Source organism: Streptomyces sp. NPDC050211, from assembly GCF_040656035.1.
In the GTDB taxonomy this organism is placed as follows: Bacteria; Actinomycetota; Actinomycetes; order Streptomycetales; family Streptomycetaceae; genus Streptomyces.
In genome coordinates this window covers 23,637-46,481 of record NZ_JBFALC010000004.1, presented here as the reverse complement: position 1 = coordinate 46,481, position 22,845 = coordinate 23,637, and the positions used below count along the sequence as shown (strand labels likewise).

The 22,845-nt window shown below is 65.8% G+C and carries 34 protein-coding genes; 1 reads left to right on the top strand and 33 read right to left on the bottom strand.

From position 1 onward, the window contains the following. Positions 1-33: 33 nt before the first annotated feature. Entirely contained in the window at positions 34-2,202 is a 2,169-nt protein-coding gene (locus AB0I98_RS05880; RefSeq protein WP_362935820.1) for an acyltransferase family protein, read from the top strand. Between the two features lie 29 nt (positions 2,203-2,231). On the opposite strand, the gene truA is transcribed toward AB0I98_RS05880, so the two are convergent. The 33 genes from truA to tuf form a co-directional block, all read right to left on the bottom strand. Beyond that, positions 2,232-3,089 carry a tRNA pseudouridine(38-40) synthase TruA gene (gene truA / locus AB0I98_RS05875; protein WP_362935817.1) on the bottom strand — a complete coding sequence of 286 codons (858 nt, stop codon included), beginning with the start codon at positions 3,087-3,089 and terminating at the stop codon, positions 2,232-2,234. Between the two features lie 143 nt (positions 3,090-3,232). After that, complete coding sequence (rplQ, locus tag AB0I98_RS05870) at positions 3,233-3,742, bottom strand: 50S ribosomal protein L17 (protein ID WP_362935814.1); 510 nt, start codon at positions 3,740-3,742, stop codon at positions 3,233-3,235. A gap of 118 nt (positions 3,743-3,860) precedes the next feature. Next, positions 3,861-4,883: a DNA-directed RNA polymerase subunit alpha gene (locus tag AB0I98_RS05865; RefSeq protein ID WP_003966937.1), complete on the bottom strand. Its 1,023-nt coding sequence runs from the start codon at positions 4,881-4,883 to the stop codon at positions 3,861-3,863. A gap of 143 nt (positions 4,884-5,026) precedes the next feature. Beyond that, positions 5,027-5,431, bottom strand: coding sequence for a 30S ribosomal protein S11 (gene rpsK / locus AB0I98_RS05860; protein ID WP_003956432.1), 405 nt, complete (start codon positions 5,429-5,431; stop codon positions 5,027-5,029). Positions 5,432-5,500: 69 nt separating this feature from the next. Then, complete coding sequence (gene rpsM / locus AB0I98_RS05855; protein ID WP_037680379.1) at positions 5,501-5,881, bottom strand: 30S ribosomal protein S13; 381 nt, start codon at positions 5,879-5,881, stop codon at positions 5,501-5,503. Positions 5,882-6,072: 191 nt separating this feature from the next. Then, positions 6,073-6,186 carry a 50S ribosomal protein L36 gene (rpmJ, locus tag AB0I98_RS05850; RefSeq protein WP_003998809.1) on the bottom strand — a complete coding sequence of 38 codons (114 nt, stop codon included), beginning with the start codon at positions 6,184-6,186 and terminating at the stop codon, positions 6,073-6,075. A gap of 58 nt (positions 6,187-6,244) precedes the next feature. Beyond that, a complete protein-coding gene (infA, locus tag AB0I98_RS05845) occupies positions 6,245-6,466 on the bottom strand; it encodes a translation initiation factor IF-1 (RefSeq protein WP_003948620.1) in 222 nt (73 codons plus the stop codon). Between the two features lie 201 nt (positions 6,467-6,667). Beyond that, complete coding sequence (map, locus tag AB0I98_RS05840) at positions 6,668-7,504, bottom strand: type I methionyl aminopeptidase (protein ID WP_362935811.1); 837 nt, start codon at positions 7,502-7,504, stop codon at positions 6,668-6,670. A 134-nt stretch (positions 7,505-7,638) separates the two neighbouring features. Beyond that, the gene (locus tag AB0I98_RS05835; RefSeq protein ID WP_362935808.1) at positions 7,639-8,301 is read right to left on the bottom strand and encodes an adenylate kinase; all 663 of its coding nucleotides are present in this window, start codon (positions 8,299-8,301) and stop codon (positions 7,639-7,641) included. Continuing rightward, on the bottom strand, positions 8,301-9,614 hold the full coding sequence (gene secY, locus AB0I98_RS05830) for a preprotein translocase subunit SecY (RefSeq protein ID WP_210572737.1): 1,314 nt from the start codon (positions 9,612-9,614) through the stop codon (positions 8,301-8,303). Before secY ends, AB0I98_RS05835 begins: the two co-directional genes overlap by 1 nt. 242 nt (positions 9,615-9,856) lie before the next feature. After that, positions 9,857-10,312 (bottom strand): 50S ribosomal protein L15, encoded by a 456-nt coding sequence (rplO, locus tag AB0I98_RS05825; RefSeq protein WP_014674382.1) that lies wholly within the window; start codon positions 10,310-10,312, stop codon positions 9,857-9,859. 2 nt (positions 10,313-10,314) lie between these two features. Beyond that, on the bottom strand, positions 10,315-10,497 hold the full coding sequence (rpmD, locus tag AB0I98_RS05820; RefSeq protein WP_005481207.1) for a 50S ribosomal protein L30: 183 nt from the start codon (positions 10,495-10,497) through the stop codon (positions 10,315-10,317). Beyond that, positions 10,497-11,105: a 30S ribosomal protein S5 gene (gene rpsE, locus AB0I98_RS05815; RefSeq protein WP_030671799.1), complete on the bottom strand. Its 609-nt coding sequence runs from the start codon at positions 11,103-11,105 to the stop codon at positions 10,497-10,499. The genes rpmD and rpsE overlap by 1 nt, the downstream gene beginning before the upstream one ends. Before the next feature lie 40 nt (positions 11,106-11,145). Next, the gene (gene rplR / locus AB0I98_RS05810; protein ID WP_362935805.1) at positions 11,146-11,529 is read right to left on the bottom strand and encodes a 50S ribosomal protein L18; all 384 of its coding nucleotides are present in this window, start codon (positions 11,527-11,529) and stop codon (positions 11,146-11,148) included. A 3-nt stretch (positions 11,530-11,532) separates the two neighbouring features. Continuing rightward, a complete protein-coding gene (gene rplF / locus AB0I98_RS05805; protein WP_362935802.1) occupies positions 11,533-12,072 on the bottom strand; it encodes a 50S ribosomal protein L6 in 540 nt (179 codons plus the stop codon). A 24-nt stretch (positions 12,073-12,096) separates the two neighbouring features. Continuing rightward, positions 12,097-12,495: a 30S ribosomal protein S8 gene (gene rpsH / locus AB0I98_RS05800; RefSeq protein ID WP_015658459.1), complete on the bottom strand. Its 399-nt coding sequence runs from the start codon at positions 12,493-12,495 to the stop codon at positions 12,097-12,099. 211 nt (positions 12,496-12,706) lie between these two features. Beyond that, positions 12,707-12,892: a type Z 30S ribosomal protein S14 gene (locus tag AB0I98_RS05795; RefSeq protein WP_003948630.1), complete on the bottom strand. Its 186-nt coding sequence runs from the start codon at positions 12,890-12,892 to the stop codon at positions 12,707-12,709. Positions 12,893-12,897: 5 nt separating this feature from the next. Further along, complete coding sequence (gene rplE, locus AB0I98_RS05790) at positions 12,898-13,455, bottom strand: 50S ribosomal protein L5 (RefSeq protein WP_210572734.1); 558 nt, start codon at positions 13,453-13,455, stop codon at positions 12,898-12,900. After that, positions 13,455-13,778 (bottom strand): 50S ribosomal protein L24, encoded by a 324-nt coding sequence (gene rplX, locus AB0I98_RS05785; protein ID WP_003992365.1) that lies wholly within the window; start codon positions 13,776-13,778, stop codon positions 13,455-13,457. The genes rplE and rplX overlap by 1 nt, the downstream gene beginning before the upstream one ends. A 2-nt stretch (positions 13,779-13,780) precedes the next feature. Continuing rightward, complete coding sequence (rplN, locus tag AB0I98_RS05780; protein WP_003998823.1) at positions 13,781-14,149, bottom strand: 50S ribosomal protein L14; 369 nt, start codon at positions 14,147-14,149, stop codon at positions 13,781-13,783. Positions 14,150-14,320: 171 nt separating this feature from the next. Beyond that, entirely contained in the window at positions 14,321-14,608 is a 288-nt protein-coding gene (gene rpsQ, locus AB0I98_RS05775) for a 30S ribosomal protein S17 (protein WP_003992363.1), read from the bottom strand. Then, positions 14,608-14,832 (bottom strand): 50S ribosomal protein L29, encoded by a 225-nt coding sequence (gene rpmC / locus AB0I98_RS05770; RefSeq protein WP_010036720.1) that lies wholly within the window; start codon positions 14,830-14,832, stop codon positions 14,608-14,610. Before rpmC ends, rpsQ begins: the two co-directional genes overlap by 1 nt. Beyond that, the gene (rplP, locus tag AB0I98_RS05765; protein WP_086601013.1) at positions 14,832-15,251 is read right to left on the bottom strand and encodes a 50S ribosomal protein L16; all 420 of its coding nucleotides are present in this window, start codon (positions 15,249-15,251) and stop codon (positions 14,832-14,834) included. Before rplP ends, rpmC begins: the two co-directional genes overlap by 1 nt. A gap of 5 nt (positions 15,252-15,256) precedes the next feature. Next, positions 15,257-16,090 carry a 30S ribosomal protein S3 gene (gene rpsC / locus AB0I98_RS05760; protein ID WP_210572717.1) on the bottom strand — a complete coding sequence of 278 codons (834 nt, stop codon included), beginning with the start codon at positions 16,088-16,090 and terminating at the stop codon, positions 15,257-15,259. Continuing rightward, complete coding sequence (gene rplV / locus AB0I98_RS05755; RefSeq protein ID WP_155058649.1) at positions 16,090-16,437, bottom strand: 50S ribosomal protein L22; 348 nt, start codon at positions 16,435-16,437, stop codon at positions 16,090-16,092. Before rplV ends, rpsC begins: the two co-directional genes overlap by 1 nt. A 42-nt stretch (positions 16,438-16,479) precedes the next feature. Further along, entirely contained in the window at positions 16,480-16,761 is a 282-nt protein-coding gene (gene rpsS, locus AB0I98_RS05750; protein ID WP_007384069.1) for a 30S ribosomal protein S19, read from the bottom strand. Positions 16,762-16,773: 12 nt separating this feature from the next. After that, on the bottom strand, positions 16,774-17,610 hold the full coding sequence (gene rplB / locus AB0I98_RS05745) for a 50S ribosomal protein L2 (RefSeq protein ID WP_059192905.1): 837 nt from the start codon (positions 17,608-17,610) through the stop codon (positions 16,774-16,776). Positions 17,611-17,648: 38 nt separating this feature from the next. Continuing rightward, complete coding sequence (gene rplW / locus AB0I98_RS05740) at positions 17,649-18,068, bottom strand: 50S ribosomal protein L23 (protein WP_210572716.1); 420 nt, start codon at positions 18,066-18,068, stop codon at positions 17,649-17,651. Further along, positions 18,068-18,724 (bottom strand): 50S ribosomal protein L4, encoded by a 657-nt coding sequence (gene rplD, locus AB0I98_RS05735; protein WP_210572714.1) that lies wholly within the window; start codon positions 18,722-18,724, stop codon positions 18,068-18,070. Before rplD ends, rplW begins: the two co-directional genes overlap by 1 nt. An 8-nt stretch (positions 18,725-18,732) precedes the next feature. Then, positions 18,733-19,377 carry a 50S ribosomal protein L3 gene (rplC, locus tag AB0I98_RS05730; RefSeq protein WP_301983280.1) on the bottom strand — a complete coding sequence of 215 codons (645 nt, stop codon included), beginning with the start codon at positions 19,375-19,377 and terminating at the stop codon, positions 18,733-18,735. 17 nt (positions 19,378-19,394) lie between these two features. Further along, positions 19,395-19,703, bottom strand: a complete 309-nt coding sequence (gene rpsJ, locus AB0I98_RS05725) for a 30S ribosomal protein S10 (RefSeq protein ID WP_003948644.1) — start codon at positions 19,701-19,703, stop codon at positions 19,395-19,397. A gap of 452 nt (positions 19,704-20,155) precedes the next feature. Beyond that, positions 20,156-21,313: an acyltransferase gene (locus tag AB0I98_RS05720; protein ID WP_362935799.1), complete on the bottom strand. Its 1,158-nt coding sequence runs from the start codon at positions 21,311-21,313 to the stop codon at positions 20,156-20,158. 309 nt (positions 21,314-21,622) lie between these two features. After that, the gene (tuf, locus tag AB0I98_RS05715; protein WP_151482642.1) at positions 21,623-22,816 is read right to left on the bottom strand and encodes an elongation factor Tu; all 1,194 of its coding nucleotides are present in this window, start codon (positions 22,814-22,816) and stop codon (positions 21,623-21,625) included. Between the last annotated feature and the right edge of the window lie 29 nt (positions 22,817-22,845).

Sequence of the window (22,845 nt, the reverse complement as noted above, 5' to 3'; positions counted from 1 at the left end):
CCTCGCAGGGCGTCGCCCACTCTGGAGTACCCCATGCATCGTCAGCCGCCCACTGACCATCCCGGCCAGGACGGCCACGGTCAGCAGGGGTACGGCCGGCCGAGCTACGGACAACCGGCGAACGGACAACAGCCGTACGGCACCCCGCCCGTTCCGCAGCAGCACGTCGGCGGGCTGGTTCCGCAGCAGCCGCAGAGCTACGTCCCGCACGTCCCTCACGTCCCTCAGCAGCCACAGGCGCAGCAGCCGTACGTCCCTCAGCACGATGGATTCGACGCGTACGACACCGCGGTCGCCGCTCCCGAGCCGGAACCCGCGCCGCGGCGGGCGCCGGAGCCGAAGCCGGAAGCCAAACCGGAACCGGCTCCTCTGCGGTCCCGCTTCCAGGCCGTCGACGGCCTGCGCGGCATCGCCATCCTGTCCGTGCTGCTGTACCACACCAACTGGTTCAGCAACGGCCTGTTCGGCGTGGACGCCTTCTTCGTGCTGTCGGGCTTCCTGACCACTCTCCTGCTGATCCGCGAGGTCGAGCGCACCGGCCGTATCCGCATCGGCCGCTTCTACCGCCGCCGCTTCAAGCGGCTGCTGCCGGGACTGATGGTGACCCTCACCCTGGTCGTGGGGATCTCCTATCTCACCAGCCCGCTCAAGGAGGCCCAGACCGTCTCCGAGCAGGCGCTCGGCGCGCTCCTCCAGATCGGCAACTGGGCCCAGATCGCCCGCGGTGACGCGTACTGGGACCACTTCGGTGCCATCCAGCCCCTGTCGGCGATGTGGTCACTGAGCATCACCGAGCAGTTCTACGTCGTGTGGCCGCTGGTCCTCGTGGTGTCCTTCGCCGTCTTCCGCAAGCGTGTGCTCCCGGTCGCCTTGGTCACCATGCTGTTGTTCGGTGCCTCGGCGCTGGTCGCGCCGGTGCTGTGGCGGGGCGGCAACCACGACACCGACTTCCTGTACCTGGCGACGCAGACCCGCGCCGTGGCCTTCATGGCGGGCGCGGCCGCCGCGTTCCTCGTGTACCTGGTGCAGCGCAGGGCGGCGCAACGCGACACCGAGAGCAGCGCCGGGTACCACCTGGCCACGGTGACCGGAATCCTGTCCCTCGCCGTCGTGATCTATCTCAGCATCAAGGTCAGCACCTACCATGAGCCCCGCCTCTACCAGGGCGGACTGGCAATCGTCGCCTTCCTGATCGCGCTCACCGCGGCCTGCCTCAGCACCGACCGCGGCCCACTGGCTCGGGTGCTGCGGCTGAAGCCGCTCATGGAGATCGGCCAGATCTCGTACAGCCTTTACCTGCTGCACCTGCCGGTGTACTGGCTGCTGCTGATGGTCTACCCGGACATGAAGCCGTACGCCCTGTTCCTGCTCGGCACCGGTCTCACCTGGCTCCTGTCGATGGTCATGCACTACACCATCGAGCAGTACCGGGTCCGCGACTGGCGCCCCGTCAAGGTGGTCCCCTTGTTCACCGCGGCCTCGTTGGCCATCGGCTTCGGCTCCTGGTACCTGCCCACTTACATCGCCGACTCCATGCGCCCCGACGGCAAGCCGCTGGTGCTCACCCTGGGCGACTCCATGGCTGAGGACTTCGCGACGGCGCTGGCACAGCACGGGGACGACTACGCGGTGGTCGACGGCGGCCAGCGCGGCTGCGGTGTGATGTCCCCGGCCGCCGTTCGCGACCGAACGGACACGGTCTTCGACAACTGGGACTCCTGCCTGAACTGGGAGGAGTTCTGGGCGGACCAGCTCCAGGGCTCCCAGCCAGACGCGGCCCTCATCCATCTGGGCTGGGACGCGGCGGAACAGAAGATCGACGGCAAGTGGCTGACCGCGTGCAGTCCCGCCTACAAGTCCCGCTACGTCAAGCAGCTCGGCAAGGCCATGGAGCTGATCCGTACGGAGTCCCCCGACACCCGGATCATGCTCATGAACGAGCGGAACTACAACGGCGCGATCACCTCGGACTGGGGAACCTGCTTCAACGAGGTCGTCGCCGAGTTCACGAAGGCCTCCGACACCCAGGTCCACCTGGTCGACCTCGACGGGTTGCTGTGCGACAGCACGGACTGCCGCCAGACGACGGACGGGGGCGGCCGCCTCTATCCGCAGGGCGACGACGTCCATCTCTCCAAAGCGGGCCTCGACTTCGTGGCACCGTGGCTGGAGAACGAAGTGGCAACGGCCCTGAAGTCCTGATACCGGAGGAGGCCTGGCCGGCTCCCCCCCTACCCGCAGCACCCCGCCGACGGCAACGTCCGCCTGTTCCGCGCCTCCTTGTTCCGCGCGGCCAGCAACTCGTCGGCGGGGTAACCGACTTCCTCCAACGTCAGCCCGTGCGGCCGTACGACATGCACGGCGGAGTCACGCACCCCGGCGGCCAGCACCTTCCCCGGCCAGTCCGGCCCCCGATGCCCGTCCCCCACGAACAACAACGCGCCGATCAACGACCGCACCATGTTGTGGCAGAACGCATCGGCCCGCACGGTCGCCGTGACGATCCCGTCCTCACCCCGCACCAGGCTCAGCTCCTGCAGCGTGCGAATGGTGGTCGCCCCCTCCCGCTTCTTGCAGTAGGCGGCGAAGTCATGCTCCCCCAGCAGCCCTTGAGCCGCCTCGTTCATGGCATCGACGTCGAGCGGCCAGTCATGCCACAGCACATGACTCCGCAGCAACGGATCAACGCCCCCCGGATTGTCGGTGACGCGATACGCATACCGCCGCCAGACAGCCGAGAACCGCGCATTGAACCCGGCCGGCGCCTCCCTCAGCGCCCACACCCGCACGTCCTTCGGCAACCGCCCGGCCAGCCGCTTCAGCAACTTCTCGTGATGCTCCCCCCACACCTCCCGAGGCAGATCGACATGCGCGACCTGCCCCCGCGCATGCACCCCGGCATCAGTCCGCCCGGCCACGGTCAGCTCATACGTCTCCCGGGACCGCGTAACGGTCCGCAGAGCGTCCTCGATCTCACCCTGCACGGTCCTACGCCCACCGGCCTGCTTGGCCCAGCCGGAGAACTCGGTCCCGTCGTAGGACAGATCAAGGCGCACTCGCACGAACCCGGGCGCTGCGTCATCACTCACGTACAGATCCTCTCAGCAACACAAAAGCGGGCCCGCCCCTTGAAAGGAACGGACCCGCAATCGCGCCCCAAAGGGGCGCGGGGAACTGCGCGACAAGCCACGACGGCGCCGCAGCCGCCACCACACAGCCCCCGGCAGAACGCTTACGCGTCCTTCGACTCCTCGGCGACAGTCTCCTCGGCAGGAGCCTCCTCCGCCTTGGTCACGTCAACCTTGGTCTCAACCGCAACCTCGGCGTCCTTGGCGGCACGCTTAGTCGCAGCCTCGGCCTCACCCGTCGCCTCCTGCGCGACCGTCAGCGCCTCGACCAGCTCGATGACAGCCATGGGCGCGTTGTCGCCACGGCGGTTACCGATCTTGGTGATCCGGGTGTAACCACCCGGACGGTTCTCGTAGCGCGGACCGATCTCGGTGAAGAGCGTGTGGACGACGCTCTTGTCCGTGATGACCTGGAGCACCTGACGGCGGTTGTGAAGGTCGCCCTTCTTCGCCTTGGTGACCAGACGCTCGGCGTACGGCCGCAGACGACGGGCCTTCGCCTCGGTGGTGGTGATCCGGCCGTGCTCGAAGAGCGCCTTCGCGAGGTTCGCGAGAAGCAGCTTCTCGTGCGCGGCACTGCCGCCCAGACGGGCACCCTTGGCGGGCTTCGGCATGATGTTTCTCCTAGGTGTCTGCCCCGGCCGTATCAGGTACCGAGGTCAGTATCCGAGCAGACGGTCGTCTGTCGGAGATCCGGGGTCCGCTGACGCGAACCCCGGAGGAGGAAACCGATCAGTACTGCTCGGTCTCCACAAAGCCCGCGTCCGCGTCGTCGTCCGCGCCGAACGCGTCCGCCGCAGCAGTCGGGTCGAATCCGGGCGGGCTGTCCTTGAGCGCCAGGCCCATACCCGCCAGCTTCGCCTTGACCTCGTCGATGGACTTCGCCCCGAAGTTACGAATGTCGAGGAGGTCCGCCTCGGAGCGCGCGACCAGCTCACCCACGGAGTGGATGCCCTCACGCTTGAGGCAGTTGTACGACCGAACGGTGAGCTCAAGCTCCTCGATCGGCAGCGCCAGGTCGGCGGCAAGGGCGGCGTCCGTGGGGGACGGACCCATGTCGATGCCCTCGGCGTCGATGTTGAGCTCGCGCGCCAGACCGAACAGCTCGACCAGGGTCTTACCGGCCGACGCCATGGCGTCACGCGGACGCATCGCCTGCTTGGTCTCGACGTCGACGATCAGCTTGTCGAAGTCGGTGCGCTGCTCGACACGCGTGGCCTCGACCTTGTACGTGACCTTCAGCACCGGCGAGTAGATGGAGTCGACCGGAATACGCCCGATCTCCTGGCCCACCTGCTTGTTCTGCACGGCGGAGACATAACCACGGCCGCGCTCGACCGTGAGCTCCATCTCCAGCTTGCCCTTGCCGTTGAGAGTGGCAAGAACCAGATCCGGGTTGTGCACCTCGACACCGGCCGGGGGCGCGATGTCGGCGGCGGTGACCAGACCCGGACCCTGCTTGCGCAGGTACATCACGACCGGCTCGTCGTGCTCACTGCTCACGACCAGCTGCTTGATGTTGAGGATCAGGTCGGTGACGTCCTCCTTGACGCCCGGCACGGTGGTGAACTCGTGCAGGACACCGTCGATGCGGATGCTGGTGACAGCAGCGCCGGGGATCGACGACAGGAGGGTGCGGCGGAGGGAGTTGCCGAGGGTGTAACCGAAGCCCGGCTCCAGCGGCTCGATCACGAACCGGGAGCGGAATTCGTCGACGACCTCTTCGGTCAACGAGGGACGCTGAGCGATCAGCATGTGTGGATCAGATCCTTCTTTCGTGGACGCCCGCTATTTGACGTCCGACGGAACCGCCCCCGGCAAAAGGGACGGGTACTGCAAGGGTACGGGCGATACCGCCCCGAAGAGCCGTACCGCCCGAGAAGCCCTGCGAAGCGAGGTCAGACGCGACGACGCTTCGGCGGACGGCAGCCGTTGTGCGGGGTCGGGGTGACGTCCTGGATGGAGCCGACCTCGAGACCGGTCGCCTGGAGCGAGCGGATGGCGGTCTCACGACCGGAACCCGGGCCCTTGACGAACACGTCGACCTTGCGCATGCCGTGCTCCTGGGCGCGGCGGGCAGCCGACTCGGCGGCCATCTGCGCGGCGAACGGCGTGGACTTCCTGGAGCCCTTGAAGCCGACGTGGCCGGCGGAGGCCCAGGAGATCACGTTGCCGGACGGGTCCGTGATGGAGACGATCGTGTTGTTGAACGTGCTCTTGATGTGCGCGTGGCCGTGAGCGACGTTCTTCTTTTCCTTGCGGCGCACCTTCTTGGCAGCGCCCTGACGACCCTTGGGGGGCATCTATAACTCCTACGGGGAGGTGGTCGGTCCTACAGCGAAGACCGCTGATGAAGCGTTGTCCGCTGCGGACTACTTCTTGCCCGGCTTCTTCTTACCGGCGATGGCGCGACGCGGGCCCTTGCGGGTACGAGCGTTCGTGCTGGTGCGCTGACCGCGGACGGGCAGGCCACGACGGTGACGGAGACCCTGGTAGCAGCCGATCTCCACCTTGCGGCGAATGTCGGCCTGGATCTCACGACGGAGGTCACCCTCGGTCTTGATGTTGTTGTCCACGTACTCGCGGATCGCGACGAGCTGCTCCTCGGAGAGGTCGCGAACACGGGTGTTCGGGTCGATGCCCGTCTCCGCCAGCGTCAGCTGCGAAAGGGTCCGGCCGATGCCGAACACGTAGGTCAGGGCGACTTCCACACGCTTTTCGCGCGGGATGTCGACACCGGAAACGCGTGCCATTCAATGGCTCCAGTTGTCGTTCGGAGGTCTGACGCGGAACCGATTCCCAGCCGCCGTACGAGGTACGAACTGGGTCCCCAGCCTCCGACCGGGGGTGTCAGGCCTGATGAGTCTCAGCCCTGGATTCCGCGTATGAACATGTACTGCTTGCGTCGCGCGAAGTTCTGCGGATGCAGAGAGTCGGTCGTGCGTCAGCCCTGGCGCTGCTTGTGGCGCGGGTTCTCGCAGATGACCATGACCCGACCGTGACGGCGGATCACCCTGCACTTGTCGCAGATCTTCTTGACGCTCGGCTTGACCTTCATTAGGTGAGGTTCTCCGGGTCAGTGCCACCACCCCGGCGAGCCGGGGCACAGGCAAGATCTACTTGTACCGGTAGACGATCCGGCCACGCGTCAGGTCGTACGGAGACAACTCCACCACGACCCGGTCGTCAGGGAGGATACGGATGTAGTGCATTCGCATCTTGCCGCTGATATGTGCCAGGACCTGGTGGCCGTTCTGGAGCTCGACCTTGAACATGGCGTTCGGAAGAGACTCGACGACAGTGCCCTCGATCTCGATGGCACCTTGCTTCTTGGCCACGCTTCGCCCTTCGAATCGACTACCTTGATCGACCCTGTGCGAGCGCATGCAGACATGCGGGTACACAAGAGCCGACGAGTCAGTCTACGACAGCGCACCCGGAAAGACGAATCGGGGAAGTCTGCCCCAACAGCCAGATCATTAAGCGCTGGGAAGTGGAACGCCCCGTAAGGGGCGCGGGGAACTGCGCGAGGACGGCGCTCAGACCAACGGATCCGGCGCGGCAACGACCCCGTACTCCGCCAACTTCGCCTTACCCCCGTCGGGAGACGTAAGCACCAACGGCCCCTGCTCGGTCAACGCAACCGAATGCTCCCAGTGCGACGACCACGTACCGTCCGTCGTGACAACCGTCCAGTCATCTGCGAGAACCTCCGTCTTCGGCGTCCCCAGCGACACCATCGGCTCGATCGCCAGACAGAACCCCGGCACCAGCTTCGGCCCCTTGCCACGCCGCTTCTCGACATAGTTCAGCAGATGCGGATCCATGTGCATCTCCGTGCCGATGCCATGACCGCCGTAGTCCTCAATGATCCCGTAGCGCCCGCCCCCGGGCTTCGGCTGGCGGCGGATGTACGTCTCGATGGCACGGGAGACGTCGACGAGGCGATGCCCCTGCTTCATCGCCGCGATGCCCGCCCACATCGACTCCTCCGTCACCCGGGAGAGCTCGATCAGCTCCGGAGCGTGACCCGAGCCCACGAAGGCGGTGTAGGCCGCGTCGCCGTGCCAGCCGTCGATGATCGCGCCGGCGTCGACGGAGATGATGTCGCCGTCCTTGAGGACGACCTCGTCGGACGGGATGCCGTGGACCACGACCTCGTTCACGGAGGTGCAGATGGTGGCCGGGAAGCCGCCATACCCGAGGAAGTTCGACTTCGCCCCGTGCTCCGCGAGCACCTTCCGCGCGACCTCGTCCAGGTCCTTGGTGGAGGCACCCGGCACGGCGGCCTCCCGCGTCGCCGCGTGAATGGCGGCAACGACCAGCCCTGCCTCACGCATCTTGGCGATCTGCTCAGGGGACTTGATCTGCACCATGGCGGCGGTGGCCTTTCTGGACCGGGGAGAAAAGAGGCTGCTTCCACAACCATACGTGCGCGGCCTGCGTCCGCTCTCACGCAGTAGCCGCGGTCCCCCGACGGGGAACCGCGGCTACGACAACGTACGAACGACTACTTCTCGTCGCCCTCGCGCTTCAGCGCCTCCAGCGCACGACCCGTGACCTCGTCCACCGGGCCCATCGCGTTGATCGTCACGACCAGGCCCTGCGTCTTGTAGTAGTCGATGATCGGCTCGGTCTGCGTGTGGTAGACCTCGAGGCGCTTGCGGACGGTCTCCTCGGAGTCGTCGCCCCGCAGGTACAGCTCGCCGCCGCAGACGTCGCAGACGCCTTCCTTCTTCGGCGGGCTGTACGTCATGTGGAAGACGTGCGCGGAGTCGTTCCGGCAGGTGCGCCGGCCGGCAATCCGCTTGACGACCTCTTCCTCGGGTGCCTCGAGATCCAGCACCGCGTCCAGCTTGACGTCCTCGGTCTCCAGCACCTCGTCCAGCGCCTCGGCCTGCGAGACATTGCGCGGGAAGCCGTCGAGCAGGAAGCCGTTCTCCGCGTCGGGCTGCTCCATGCGGTCCTTGGCCATCGCGATGGTGACCTCGTCCGGGACCAGGTTGCCGGCGTCCATGTAGGACTTCGCGAGTTTGCCGAGCTCCGTCTGCTGGCTGATGTTCGCGCGGAACAGGTCGCCCGTGGAGATGTGCGGGATGCGCAGCTTCTCGGCAAGGCGCGTGGCCTGCGTACCCTTACCGGCGCCCGGCGGCCCGACGAGGACGATTCGCATCAGCGGAGGAACCCTTCGTAATTGCGCTGCTGGAGCTGGCTCTCGATCTGCTTCACCGTCTCGAGACCGACACCCACGATGATCAGGATGCTGGTGCCGCCGAACGGGAAGTTCTGGTTTGCCCCGAAACCAGCCAACGCCATTGTCGGGACGAGAGCGATCAGACCCAGGTACAGCGAACCCGGCCAGGTGATCCGGTTGAGCACGTACGACAGGTACTCAGCGGTCGGCCGGCCAGCCCGGATGCCCGGGATGAAGCCACCATACTTCTTCATGTTGTCGGCTACTTCTTCGGGGTTGAAGGAGATAGCCACGTAGAAGAACGCGAAGAAAACGATGAGCAAGAAGTACAGAGTGATGTAAATCGGATGGTCACCCTTCACCAGGTGTGACTCGATCCACGTTTTCCAGCTGGAGTTACCGCTCGAGAACTGCGCGATCAGTGCCGGGATGTAGAGCAGTGACGAGGCGAAGATGACGGGAATCACACCCGCCTGGTTCACCTTGAGCGGGATGTACGTGGATGTACCGCCGTAGGACCGGCGGCCGATCATCCGCTTCGCGTACTGCACGGGGATGCGGCGCTGTGCCTGCTCGACGAAGACGACCAGGCCGACCATGAACAGGCCGACGAGGACGACGGTGCCGAACTCGATCCAGCCGCCGGCCAGGGAGCCCTGCGTCTTGATGGCCCACAGCGCGGACGGGAAGGTCGCGGCGATCGAGATGAACATCAGGATCGACATGCCGTTGCCGATGCCGCGGTCGGTGACGAGCTCACCGAGCCACATCACGACGGCCGTACCGGCGGTCATGGTGATGACCATGGTGATGGTCACGAAGATCGACTGGTCAGGGACGATCTCGGAGGCCACGGGGCAGCCCTGGAAGAGCGCGCCGCTGCGGGCGGTGGCGACCAGGCCGGTGCCCTGGAGGACGGCGAGCGCGACCGTCAGATAACGGGTGTACTGCGTGATCTTCGCTGTGCCGGCCGAGCCCTCCTTCTTCAGGGCCTCGAGGCGTGGGATGACCACCGTCAGCAGCTGCAGGATGATGCTCGCCGTGATGTACGGCATGATGCCGAGCGCGAAGATCGTGATCTGCAGCAACGCGCCGCCGCTGAACATGTTGACCAGACCGAACAGGCCCTGGTTGCCCTTGGCCACGTCGATACAGGTCTGGACGTTCTGATAGTCGACACCGGGGATCGGGATATGCGTACCGATCCGGTAGATCACGATGATGCCGAGCGTGAAGAGCAGCTTCTTGCGCAGGTCGGGCGTCTTGAACGCCCGGGCGAACGCGGTGAGCACGGTGCCTCCTGCGACCCCCGCGCTTCTGCGTCAAGGGTGACGGTTGTGAGATTCCGATGGATAACGACATACGTAACGGTCAACTGCCGCTCTGAGTGCCCCACGTGAAGCACTCAGTAAAAGTTGGCAGTGCAGGCCACCTTACCCGCGGGACTGCCACCCTTGGAACGACCAACCGGGGATACCCCATTTGTGGGTATCCCCGGTCGGGATCGCTCAAGTCATCGAGACGCCTGAGGTGTTCAGACGAGCTCGGTGACGGTGCCGCCGGCGGCGGTGATCTTCTCCTTGGCGGAGCCGGAGACGGCGTCGACCGTCACCTGCAGCGCCACGGAGATCTCGCCCTGGCCGAGCACCTTGACGAGGCTGTTCTTGCGAACGGCACCCTTGGCCACCAGACCCTCGACGGTGACCTCGCCACCCTCGGGGTAGAGCGCGGCCAGCTTGTCGAGGTTCACGACCTGGTACTCGGTCTTGAACGGGTTCTTGAAGCCCTTCAGCTTCGGGAGGCGCATGTGGAGGGGCATCTGCCCACCCTCGAAGCGCTCCGGAACCTGGTAGCGGGCCTTGGTGCCCTTGGTACCACGACCGGCCGTCTTACCCTTCGACGCCTCACCACGACCCACACGGGTCTTGGCGGTCTTGGCGCCGGGGGCCGGACGGAGGTTGTGGATCTTGAGCGGGTTCTGCTCCGCCATGATCAGTCGACCTCCTCGACCGTCACGAGGTGGCGGACGGTGTGCACCATGCCGCGGAACTCGGGACGATCCTCCTTGACGACCTGCGTGTTGATGCCCTTGAGACCAAGGGAGCGCAGGGTGTCACGGTGGTTCTGCTTGCTGCCGATGTACGACTTCGTCTGCGTGATCTTGAGCTGAGCCATTACGCAGCACCAGCCCCGGCACGCGCACGCAGCAGAGCCGCGGGAGCGACGTCCTCGAGCGGCAGACCACGGCGGGCCGCGATCTCCTCGGGACGCTGCAGGCCCTTCAGGGCCTCCACGGTCGCGTGCACGATGTTGATCGCGTTCGACGAGCCGAGCGACTTCGACAGCACGTCGTGGATACCGGCGCACTCCAGGACGGCACGCACGGGACCACCGGCGATAACACCGGTACCCGGCGAAGCCGGCTTGAGGAGAACGACGCCGGCAGCCTTCTCACCCGTGATCGGGTGCGGGATGGTGCCCTGGATACGGGGGACCTTGAAGAAGTGCTTCTTGGCCTCCTCAACACCCTTGGCGATGGCGGCCGGCACCTCCTTGGCCTTGCCGTAACCGACACCCACGGTGCCGTCACCGTCGCCCACTACGACGAGCGCAGTGAAGCTGAAGCGACGACCACCCTTCACAACCTTGGCGACGCGGTTGATCGCGACAACGCGCTCAACGTACGCGGTCTTCTCGGCGGCAGCTGCGCCGCCGTCACGGCCCTTCCGGTCCCGCCGCTCGCCGCCACCGGCACCGCCACCGCGGCGCTGGGGTCCAGCCATTGGAATTACCTCTCTCTGTCTCCGCTAGCTACGGAACCGACTAGAACTTCAGTCCGGCTTCGCGGGCGGCGTCCGCCAGAGCGGCAATGCGCCCGGCGTACTGGTTACCACCACGGTCGAATACGACGGTCTCGACGCCCGCGGCCTTGGCGCGCTCGGCGACCAGGGCGCCGACCTGCTTGGCCTGTGCGGACTTGTCGCCCTCGCCACCGCGCACCGAGGTGTCCAGGGTGGACGCCGACGCCAGGGTGTGACCCTTGATGTCGTCGATCACCTGGGCCACGATGTGGCGGTTGGAGCGGGTAACGACCAGACGGGGACGCTCCGCCGTACCCGCGACCTTCTTACGGATCCGGATGTGGCGGCGCTTGATCGCGGCGCGCTTGTAGGCGTCGCCCTTAAGGATCTTCTGTCCGTATGCCATGGCTTACTTACCCGCCTTTCCGACCTTGCGGCGGATGACTTCGCCCTCGTACTTGACGCCCTTGGCCTTGTACGGGTCGGGCTTGCGCAGCTTGCGGATGTTGGCCGCAACCTCGCCGACCTTCTGCTTGTCGATGCCCTCGACCGAGAAACGGGTGGGGGCCTCCACCTTGAAGGTGATGCCCTCGGGGGCCTCGACGGTGATCGGGTGGCTGTAGCCGAGAGCGAACTCGAGGTTCGATCCCTTGGCCTGCACGCGGTAACCGACACCGCTGATCTCGAGCTTCTTCACGTAACCCTGGGTCACGCCGGTGATCATGTTCGCCACCAGCGTGCGGGACAGGCCGTGCAGGGCCTTGTTCTGACGCTCGTCGTTCGGACGCACGACGTTCAGCACGCCGTCCTCGCCCTTAGCGATCTCGATCGGCGCCGCAATGGTGTGGGAGAGGGTGCCCTTGGGGCCCTTCACCTGGACCGTGCGGCCATCGATGGTGACGTCCACGCCGGCGGGAACCGTGATGGGGAGCTTGCCAATGCGCGACATAGCTGTTTCCTCCGTTCCCTTCCGCTACCAGACGTAGGCGAGAACTTCTCCGCCTACGCCCTTCTTGCCGGCCTGCTTGTCGGTGAGAAGCCCGTGCGACGTGGAGATGATCGCCACGCCGAGGCCGCCGAGCACCTTCGGCAGGTTGGTGGACTTCGCGTAAACCCGGAGACCGGGCTTGGAGATCCGCTTGATGCCCGCGATGGAGCGCTCACGGTTGGGGCCGAACTTCAGCTCCAGGACGAGGTTCTTGCCGACCTCGGCGTCCTCGACCTTCCAGCCCGTGATGAAGCCCTCCTGCTGGAGGATCTCCGCGATGTGAGACTTGATCTTCGAGTGCGGCATCGCCACGGTGTCGTGGTACGCCGAGTTCGCGTTCCGCAGACGCGTAAGCATGTCTGCGATCGGATCAGTCATGGTCATGAATTGGCCTTCGGCCTCTCTCGCCGGGGTTTCCTGGTGCGCCATCCCTCTCCCCGATCCGAGACGGGGCGGGTGCGGCGCGGTGGACCTACGGCGTAGTAAGTCGTATGGGCGTCCAGGCGCCCAACCCTCCTAGCCTAAGCCACGGAGAGGTGGGCACCTGACACTGCCCTTTACTTACCGAGAGTTCCTGACGTCCCGAAGTACGGGACTACCAGGAGCTCTTGGTCACGCCCGGCAGCTCGCCACGGTGAGCCATCTCACGAAGGCACACGCGGCAGAGGCCGAACTTGCGGTACACGGAGTGCGGACGACCACAGCGCTGGCAGCGCGTGTAGCCACGTACACCGAACTTGGGCTTACGAGCAGCCTTGGCAATCAGAGCCTTCTTCGCCATCTCGCTTACGCCTCCTTGAAGGGGAAGCCGAGGTGACGGAGGAGCGCGCGGCCCTCGGCGTCGTTGGTCGCCGTGGTGACCACGGTGATGTCCATACCCCGGACGCGGTCGATCTTGTCCTGGTCGATCTCGTGGAACATGACCTGCTCCGTGAGACCGAAGGTGTAGTTGCCACGGCCGTCGAACTGCTTGGGGGACAGACCACGGAAGTCGCGGATGCGCGGCAGCGCGAGCGACAGGGTGCGGTCCAGGAACTCCCACATGCGGTCGCCACGGAGCGTGACGTGGGCACCGATCGGCTGACCCTCACGCAGCTTGAACTGCGCGATGGACTTGCGGGCCTTGGTGACGGCCGGCTTCTGACCGGTGATCGTGGTGAGGTCGCGAATCGCGCCGTCGATCAGCTTGGAGTCGCGGGCGGCGTCGCCCACACCCATGTTGACCACGATCTTGACGAGGCCGGGGATCTGCATGACGTTCTCGTACTTGAACTCGTCACGCAGCTTGCCCGCGATCTCCTCGCGGTACTTCTGCTTCAGACGCGGGCTGGTGGTGGTCGTCATCAGATGTCCTCACCCGTCCGCTTGGCAACGCGGATCTTGTTGCCTTCGTCGTCGAAGCGGTAACCGACACGCGTGACGACCTTGTTGCCGTCCTTCTCAACGACCAGCTGGACGTTGGAGACGTGGATCGGCGCCTCGGTCGTGACGATGCCACCGGCCTGCGAACCGCGAGCGGTCGGACCGGCCTTGGTGTGCTTCTTGACCCGGTTGACACCCTCGACCAGGACACGGTCCTCACGGGGGAAGGCCGCGATGACCTTGCCCTGCTTGCCCTTGTCCTTACCGGTGATGACCTGGACCAGGTCGCCCTTCTTGATCTTCATGCTTACAGCACCTCCGGCGCGAGCGAGATGATCTTCATGAACTTCTTCTCGCGCAGCTCACGGCCGACGGGGCCGAAGATACGGGTGCCGCGAGGGTCGCCGTCGTTCTTCAGAATGACGGCGGCGTTCTCGTCGAAGCGGATGTACGAGCCGTCCGGACGGCGGCGCTCCTTGACGGTGCGAACGATGACCGCCTTGACGACGTCACCCTTCTTCACGTTGCCACCGGGGATCGCGTCCTTGACGGTGGCGACGATGACGTCACCGATGCCCGCGTAGCGGCGACCGGAGCCACCGAGCACACGGATGCAAAGGATCTCCTTCGCACCAGTGTTGTCGGCGACACGCAGTCGCGACTCCTGCTGGATCACGTCTATCTCCTGATTGTCTGCCGGTTCCCTCCGGGGGTGAGCCGGAGAGCCTGGCGGAACCGTCCTGCGGGTTGCTCCCGCAGGAATTACTGGGCCTCTTGAGGAAGAAAACCTCCGCCGGGGGCCTGGGGAGCCCCCAGCGGGGGGCAGCGGGGGCGGAGCCCCCGCTTATTACTTCGCCTTCTCGAGGATCTCGACGACGCGCCAGCGCTTCGTCGCGGACAGCGGACGGGTCTCCATCAGGAGAACCCGGTCGCCGACGCCCGCGGCGTTCTGCTCGTCGTGCGCCTTGAGCTTGTTCGTACGGCGGATGACCTTGCCGTACAGCGCGTGCTTGACGCGGTCCTCGACGGCGACGACGACGGTCTTGTCCATCTTGTCGCTGACGACGAGACCCTCACGGGTCTTGCGGAAGCCGCGCGCCTCTGCGGTCTGCTCAGTCACGTTGCTCTCACTCATCAGGCGCTCTCCACCGTCTCGATGCCCAGCTCGCGCTCACGCATCAGGGTGTAGATCCGCGCGATGTCCTTACGGACGGCCTTCAGCCGACCGTGGTTCTCGAGCTGTCCGGTCGCCGCCTGAAAGCGGAGGTTGAACAGCTCTTCCTTGGCCTCGCGGAGCTTGTTGAGGAGCTCCTCGTTGCCCAGCTCGCGCAGCTCCGACGCCTTGGTACCGGCCGACATCACGCTTCACCTGCCTCGCGCTTGACGATCTTGCACTTCATCGGCAGCTTGTGAGCCGCACGGGTCAGGGCCTCGCGCGCGATCTTCTCGTTGGGGTACGACAGCTCGAACATCACACGTCCGGGCTTGACGTTGGCCACCCACCACTCGGGAGAACCCTTACCGGAACCCATGCGGGTCTCGGCCGGCTTCTTCGTCAGGGGGCGGTCCGGGTAAATGTTGATCCAGACCTTGCCGCCACGCTTGATGTGACGGGTCATGGCGATACGAGCCGCTTCGATCTGACGGTTCGTGACGTACGCCGGGGTCAGCGCCTGGATGCCGTATTCGCCGAACGCGACCTCAGTACCACCCTTGGCCATACCACTGCGCTTCGGGTGGTGCTGCTTGCGGTGCTTGACCCTACGGGGGATCAGCATGACGGTCAGGCCTCCGTTCCGGTGCTCTCAGCCGGAGCGGCGGCAGCGGGAGCCTCGGCCTTGGGGGCCTCGGCGCCGGCAGCCTGCTGCGGCTTACGACCGCGCCCGCCACGCTCGCCACCGCGGCCACCACGGGCCGGGCGGTCGGCGCCGCCACCGCGAGCCGGGCGGTTACCCGCACGGGCGGCAGCGTTCTCGGCGCGGACCTCGGCGATGTTCTTGACGTCGCCCTTGTAGATCCAGACCTTCACACCGATACGGCCGAAGGTCGTCTTGGCCTCGAAGAAGCCGTAGTCCACGTTCGCGCGGAGCGTGTGCAGGGGCACACGGCCCTCGCGGTAGAACTCCGAGCGGGACATCTCGGCGCCGCCGAGACGGCCACCGCACTGGATCTTGATGCCCTTGGCGCCGGCCTTCATGGCGGACTGCATGCTCTTACGCATGGCCCGACGGAAGGAGACGCGGGAGGACAGCTGCTCGGCGACGGCCTGGGCCACCAGCTGAGCGTCCGTCTCCGGGTTCTTGACCTCGAGGATGTTCAGCTGGACCTGCTTGCCGGTCAGCTTCTCCAGGTCACCGCGGATGCGGTCGGCCTCGGCGCCACGGCGGCCGATGACGATGCCCGGACGCGCGGTGTGGATGTCGACGCGGACACGGTCACGGGTGCGCTCGATCTCCACCTTCGAGATACCGGCGCGCTCCATGCCGGACGTCATCATCCGACGGATGGCGACGTCTTCCTTGACGTAGTCCTTGTACAGCTTGTCGGCGTACCAACGCGACTTGAAGTCGGTCGTGACACCGAGGCGGAACCCATGCGGGTTTACCTTCTGGCCCATTACCGGGTTCCTTCCTTGCTGCTGACGACCACGGTGATGTGGCTGGTCCGCTTGCGGATCCGGTAGGCGCGGCCCTGGGCACGCGGACGGAACCGCTTCAGGGTCGGGCCCTCGTCGACGTACGCCTCGGAGATGAAGAGGCTGTCGGCGTCGGTGTGGTCGTAGTTGTGCGCGGCGTTGGCAATGGCGCTGTCGAGCACCTTGCCGACCGGCTCGGAGGCGGCCTGCGGAGCGAATCGCAGGACCGCCTGGGCCTCCGTGGCATCCATGCCACGGATGAGGTCCACCACGCGGCGGGCCTTCATGGGCGTGACGCGGATGTACCGCGCCTGGGCCCTGGCTTCCATGGTTGTCCCTTTCAGGTTTCTTTGTCTGAATGCGATCCGCTACTAGCGGCGCTTCGACTTCCGGTCGTCCTTGACGTGGCCCCGGAAGGTGCGCGTCGGCGAGAACTCGCCGAGCTTGTGGCCGACCATCGACTCGGTGACGAACACCGGGATGTGGGTCTTGCCGTTGTGCACCGCGATCGTGTGGCCCAGCATGGCCGGGACGATCATCGAGCGACGGGACCAGGTCTTGATGACGTTCTTGGAACCGGCTTCGTTCTGGGCGTCCACCTTCTTGATCAGGTGGTCGTCGACGAAGGGCCCCTTCTTGAGACTGCGCGGCATCTAAACCCGCTCCTAGCGCTTCTTGTTCGTCTTGCGGCGGCGGACGATGTACTTGTTCGACGCCTTCTTGGGCGAACGAGTACGTCCTTCCTTCTGACCCCAGGGGCTGACCGGGTGGCGACCACCGGAGGTCTTGCCCTCACCACCACCGTGCGGGTGGTCAACCGGGTTCATCGCCACACCGCGAACGGTCGGGCGGACGCCCAGCCAGCGCTTGCGGCCGGCCTTGCCCCAGTTGATGTTGGACTGCTCGGCGTTGCCGACCTCGCCGACGGTGGCGCGGCAGCGCACGTCGACCAGGCGGATCTCACCGGACGGCATGCGGAGGTGGGCCATCTGGCCCTCCTTCGCGAGCAGCTGCACGGAGGCACCGGCGGAGCGGGCGAACTTGGCGCCGCCACCGGGACGGAGCTCGATCGCGTGGATCGTGGTACCGACCGGGATGTTGCGGAGCGCCAGGTTGTTGCCCGGCTTGATGTCGGCCCCGGGACCGTTCTCGACGCGGTCACCCTGCTGCAGGTTGCGCGGGGCGAGGATGTAGCGCTTCTCGCCGTCGGCGTAGTGCAGCAGCGCGATGCGCGCGGTGCGGTTGGGGTCGTACTCGATGTGCGCGACCTTCGCCGGCACGCCGTCCTTGTCATGGCGACGGAAGTCGATGACACGGTAGGCGCGCTTGTGTCCGCCACCCTGGTGGCGAACGGTCACACGACCGGCGTTGTTACGGCCGCCCTTGCTGTGCAGCGGGCGGACCAGCGACTTCTCCGGCGTGGACCGCGTGACCTCGACGAAGTCGGCGACGCTGGAACCACGACGGCCCGGCGTAGTCGGCTTGTACTTGCGGATTCCCATTTCTCAGTCCTCGTCCGATATCGGACGATCCGACCCGCTTACGCGGTCGGACCGCCGAAGATGTCGATACGGTCGCCCTCAGCGAGGGTCACGATCGCGCGCTTGGTCGCCGCACGCTGGCCGAAGCCGGTGCGGGTCCGCTTGCGCTTGCCCTGGCGGTTGATCGTGTTGACCCCGGTGACCTTGACCGAGAAGACCGCCTGGACGGCCTGCTTGATCTGGGTCTTGTTGGCACTCGGGTCGACCAGGAACGTGTACTTGTTCTCGTCGATGAGCGCGTAGCTCTTCTCGGACACAACCGGCTTCAGCAGGACGTCACGGGGGTCCGTGTACGCCTTGCTCGCCGGGGTGACGACGGTGTTCTTGCCCTCGGTGGCGTGGCGACGCGCCTTGGCGACGCGCGCGGCCTTGGCCTTCTTGGCGGCCTTGGAGGCAATGGCGGGGTGACGGATGGCCATCAGACCTCGCTCCCTTCGGTGTCATTGGCCTTCGGGCCGGACACGAAGGACTCGAAGGCGGCCTGGGTGAAGACCACGTCGTCCGAGACGAGAACGTCGTACGTGTTCAGCTGGCCCGGCTCCAGGATGTGGACCTGGGGCAGGTTGCGGGCGGACAGCCACGCGGCCTCGTCGGCACGGTCGATGACGAGCAGCAGGTTCTTGCGCTCGCTGATCTTGCCGAAGAGCGTCTTCGCGGCCTTCGTCGACGGGCTCTCGCCCTCGATGACGCCGGAGACGACGTGGATGCGGTTGTTGCGGGCCCGGTCGGTGAGGGCGTGGCGCAGGGCCGCGGCCTTCATCTTCTTCGGGGTCCGCTGCGAGTAGTCACGCGGCTGCGGGCCGTGGACGACGCCACCGCCGGCGAACTGCGGCGCACGCGTCGAACCCTGACGGGCGCGACCGGTGCCCTTCTGGCGGTAAGGCTTGCGGCCACCACCACGGACTTCACCGCGGCGCTTGGTCTTGTGGGTGCCCTGGCGGGCAGCGGCAAGCTGCGCGACGACGACCTGGTGAAGCAGCGGAACGCTGATCTTCTCTACGTCGAAGATCTCCGCGGGGAGCTCGACGCTTCCGGCCTTCTCGCCGGCGGGCGAAAGGATGTCAACAGTGCTCATCGGTTACCTCAGGCCCCCTTGGCCGCGGTGCGGACCAGGACGAGGCCGCCGTTCGGACCGGGGACAGCGCCCTTGATGAGCAGCAGACCCTTCTCCGCGTCAACGGCGTGGACGGTCAGGTTCTGGGTGGTGACGCGCTCATTGCCCATACGACCCGCCATGCGGAGGCCCTTGAACACACGGCCCGGGGTGGCGCAGCCACCGATGGAACCGGGAGAGCGGTGCTTGCGCTGGGTGCCGTGTCCGGCGCCGAGGCCACGGAAGTTGTGGCGCTTCATGACACCGGCGAAGCCCTTGCCCTTGCTCTTGCCGGTCACGTCGACCTTGATCCCGGCCTCGAACACCTCGGCGGTGATCTCCTGGCCGAGGGTGTACTCGCTGGCGTCAGCGGTACGGATCTCGACGAGGTGGCGACGGGGGGTGACGTCGGCCTTGGCGAAGTGGCCCTTGAGGGGCTTGTTCACCTTGCGCGGGTCGATCTCGCCGAAGGCGATCTGGACCGACTCGTAGCCGTCACTGTCATTCGTACGGACCTGGGTCACGACGTTCGGGCCGGCCTTGACGACGGTGACCGGAACAACACGGTTGTTCTCGTCCCACACCTGCGTCATGCCGAGCTTCTCGCCCAGGATGCCCTTGATCTGCTTGGTCATTCTCAGCTCACCGACCCTCAGAGCTTGATCTCGATGTCGACACCGGCCGGGAGGTCGAGTCGCATCAGAGAGTCAACGGTCTTGGGGGTGGGGTCGAGGATGTCGATCAGGCGCTTGTGGGTACGCATCTCGAAGTGCTCGCGCGAGTCCTTGTACTTGTGCGGCGACTTGATGACGCAGTACACGTTCTTCTCAGTGGGCAGCGGCACCGGGCCCGCGACCGACGCACCAGTACGCGTCACCGTCTCGACGATCTTCTTCGCCGAGGAGTCGATGACCTCGTGGTCGTAGGCCTTGAGCCGGATGCGGATCTTCTGTCCCGCCATGGCTACTCAGTAGTCCTGTCTCTCGTAACGCTCTGGAACCCGGTGTTCCGTTCACTTCGCTCCGACCCACGCGGTCGGGCGTGTCGCACTTCCGCTGACACAGATGCCCCTTGATCGAACATCCCTGCTGGGAAGCACGGCCCTTCCGGAACCGCAAGCCGAGGGCGACTGCATCAATTGGCTGACGCGGGCCCACCGGGTGCCTGGCCGGTGCCGCACTGACACTTCCCGAAAGATTCCCGTACGTCCGCCCCAGCGCTGCCGTGTGGCAGTTAGGGCGACGAGTACTGTGGGACTCGCTTCCGGTCCTCCCGGCGGGAGGCGCGCAGCATCAACACTCGACCGAGCAACTCGGACAGTCTGCCATATGGGGCAGGTCGCTGGCCAATCGAGCCGGAGACAATACCCCGAGCGTGACGCAGGTCAAACACAGGGCAGTGAATCCGCAGGCCTCAGGCCGCGCGCTGGAAGCCCCGCAGCCGTACGAAGGACGAGTCCAGCCCCTTCTTCAGTGCCCGTGCCGCCGGACGCTCCACGAGCCGGTGCACCAGCCAGCTGAGCACCATGAAGCCGGCGATGAGGGAGGCGACCAGCAGGCGGGGGTCCATCGTGTCGTGCAGGCGGCTGATGAGGACCGTACCGGCGACGTAGTGCACGAGGTAGAGCGGATAGGTCAGGCAGCCCGCCGTCACCAGCCACTTCCACTGGATGCGGTCGGTGTAGCCGAGGGCGATGGCGACCATGAACAGCATGAAGGCGGTGAAGATGACCACCGCGCCGCGCCAGCTGCTGACGCCCTCGTGCCCGACCCGCTCCCCCAGCTCCAACTGGCCCATGAGCCAGGCCATCGCGAGGATGCCCCACAGGAGCAGGTCCTGGCCGAAGCGGTGCATGAGGTAGAGGGCGAGGCCGGCGATGAAGTACCAGGCGGCGCTCGGGTCGGCGACCAGCACCATGAGCGGGAACTTGGAGATGGGGGCGAGCATCGCGGCCGCGCCCCAGACGCAGCAGAAGATGATGACCCTGCGGTAGGTCAGGCCCATGGCGACGACGATCAGGAACAGCAGATAGAACCGCAGCTCCGACCAGAGGGTCCAGTACACGCCGTCGACGTGCGGCACGCCCGAACCCGCTTGCAGCATCGTCAGGTTGAAGAGCACCTTCCGCATCGACAGCCGCTCCCACACCCCGGGCATGAGCACCAGCACGGCGGTCGTGAAGAAGACCGCGAACCAGTAGGCCGGGTAGAGGCGGATCACCCGCGACACGAAGAAGTCCTTGGGCGTACGGCCCCAGCAGGACATGCAGATCACGAAGCCGCTGATCACGAAGAAGATCTCGACGCCGATCCAGCCGAAGGACGAGACACGGAACACCGTCGGCATGATCTCCGACACCGGGCGGTCCCAGATCACGTTGCCCGGCCGGTTGACCCGGCTCGTGCCGACGAAGTGGTGCAGGACCACCATCAGGGCGGCGAGGAGGCGGATGCCGTCGAGGACGTAGAGCCTGGGGCGCTGCCGGGCAACGCGGGTGGGCCGGTCCGGGCTTGGTGCGGGGGTCAGTTGTGGTGGACGCTCGGCCACCACGGCCGGCATCGGTACCGACAAGCGGCTGCGCACACCCTGCATCAAGAGACCTTGCCATCCTCGGTAGTTGGGGCCCGACGGCCACGGACGACCGTTCACGCTACGGCTGTACGTTCCGCCCCACCGGGACAGAAAAGAACATTCCTCGCGCAGGCGTTTCGAAATTGCCGGAACTCTCGCCAATCCGCCCCACAACGTTCGACTAGGTTTCACCTAGCCACAGCACAACCATCGGAATTGTTCGAATAGAGCGCATAGAGAAGAGCGCATAGAGAAAGGGCCCGCACGACCGAAGTCGTACGGGCCCCTTCAGGGAGCTACCGGGTCAGATCACTTGTTGATCTTGGTGACCTGGCCGGCGCCCACGGTCCGGCCACCCTCACGGATGGCGAACTTCAGGCCCTCCTCCATGGCGACGGGCTGGATGAGCTCCACCTTCATCTCGGTGTTGTCACCCGGCATGACCATCTCGGTGCCCTCGGGGAGGGTCACCACGCCGGTCACGTCCGTCGTACGGAAGTAGAACTGCGGGCGGTAGTTGTTGAAGAACGGCGTGTGGCGGCCACCCTCGTCCTTGGACAGGATGTAGGCCTGCGCCTCGAACTCGGTGTGCGGGGTGACCGAGCCCGGCTTGATGATGACCTGGCCGCGCTCGACGTCCTCGCGCTTGATGCCACGAAGCAGCAGACCGACGTTCTCACCGGCCTGGCCCTCGTCGAGCAGCTTGCGGAACATCTCGATGCCGGTGACCGTGGTGGTGGTCTTCTCCTGCTTGATGCCCACGATGTCGACGGTCTCGTTGACCTTCAGGACACCACGCTCGATACGGCCGGTGACGACCGTACCGCGACCGGTGATCGTGAAGACGTCCTCGATCGGCATCAGGAACGGCTTGTCGACGTCACGCTCGGGCTGCGGGATCGACTCGTCGACGGCCTTCATCAGGTCGAGGACGGACTGACCCCACTCCTTGTCGCCCTCAAGGGCCTTGAGCGCCGAGACCTTGACGACCGGCAGGTCGTCGCCCGGGAACTCGTACTCGGAGAGCAGCTCACGAACCTCGAGCTCGACGAGCTCCAGGATCTCCTCGTCGTCCACCATGTCGGCCTTGTTCAGGGCGACGACGATGTACGGAACGCCGACCTGGCGGGCCAGGAGCACGTGCTCCTTGGTCTGCGGCATCGGGCCGTCGGTGGCGGCGACCACGAGGATGGCGCCGTCCATCTGGGCAGCACCGGTGATCATGTTCTTGATGTAGTCCGCGTGACCGGGGCAGTCGACGTGGGCGTAGTGACGCGTCTCCGTCTGGTACTCGACGTGCGCGATGGAGATGGTGATACCGCGCTGGCGCTCCTCAGGAGCCTTGTCGATCTGGTCGAAGGCCGAGGCCTCGTTCAGGTCCGGGTACGCGTCGTGCAGCACCTTGGTAATGGCGGCCGTGAGGGTCGTCTTACCGTGGTCGATGTGACCGATGGTGCCGATGTTGACGTGCGGCTTAGTCCGCTCGAACTTCGCCTTCGCCACTGGGGTCCTCCTGTGGAGTGGTTCTGAAC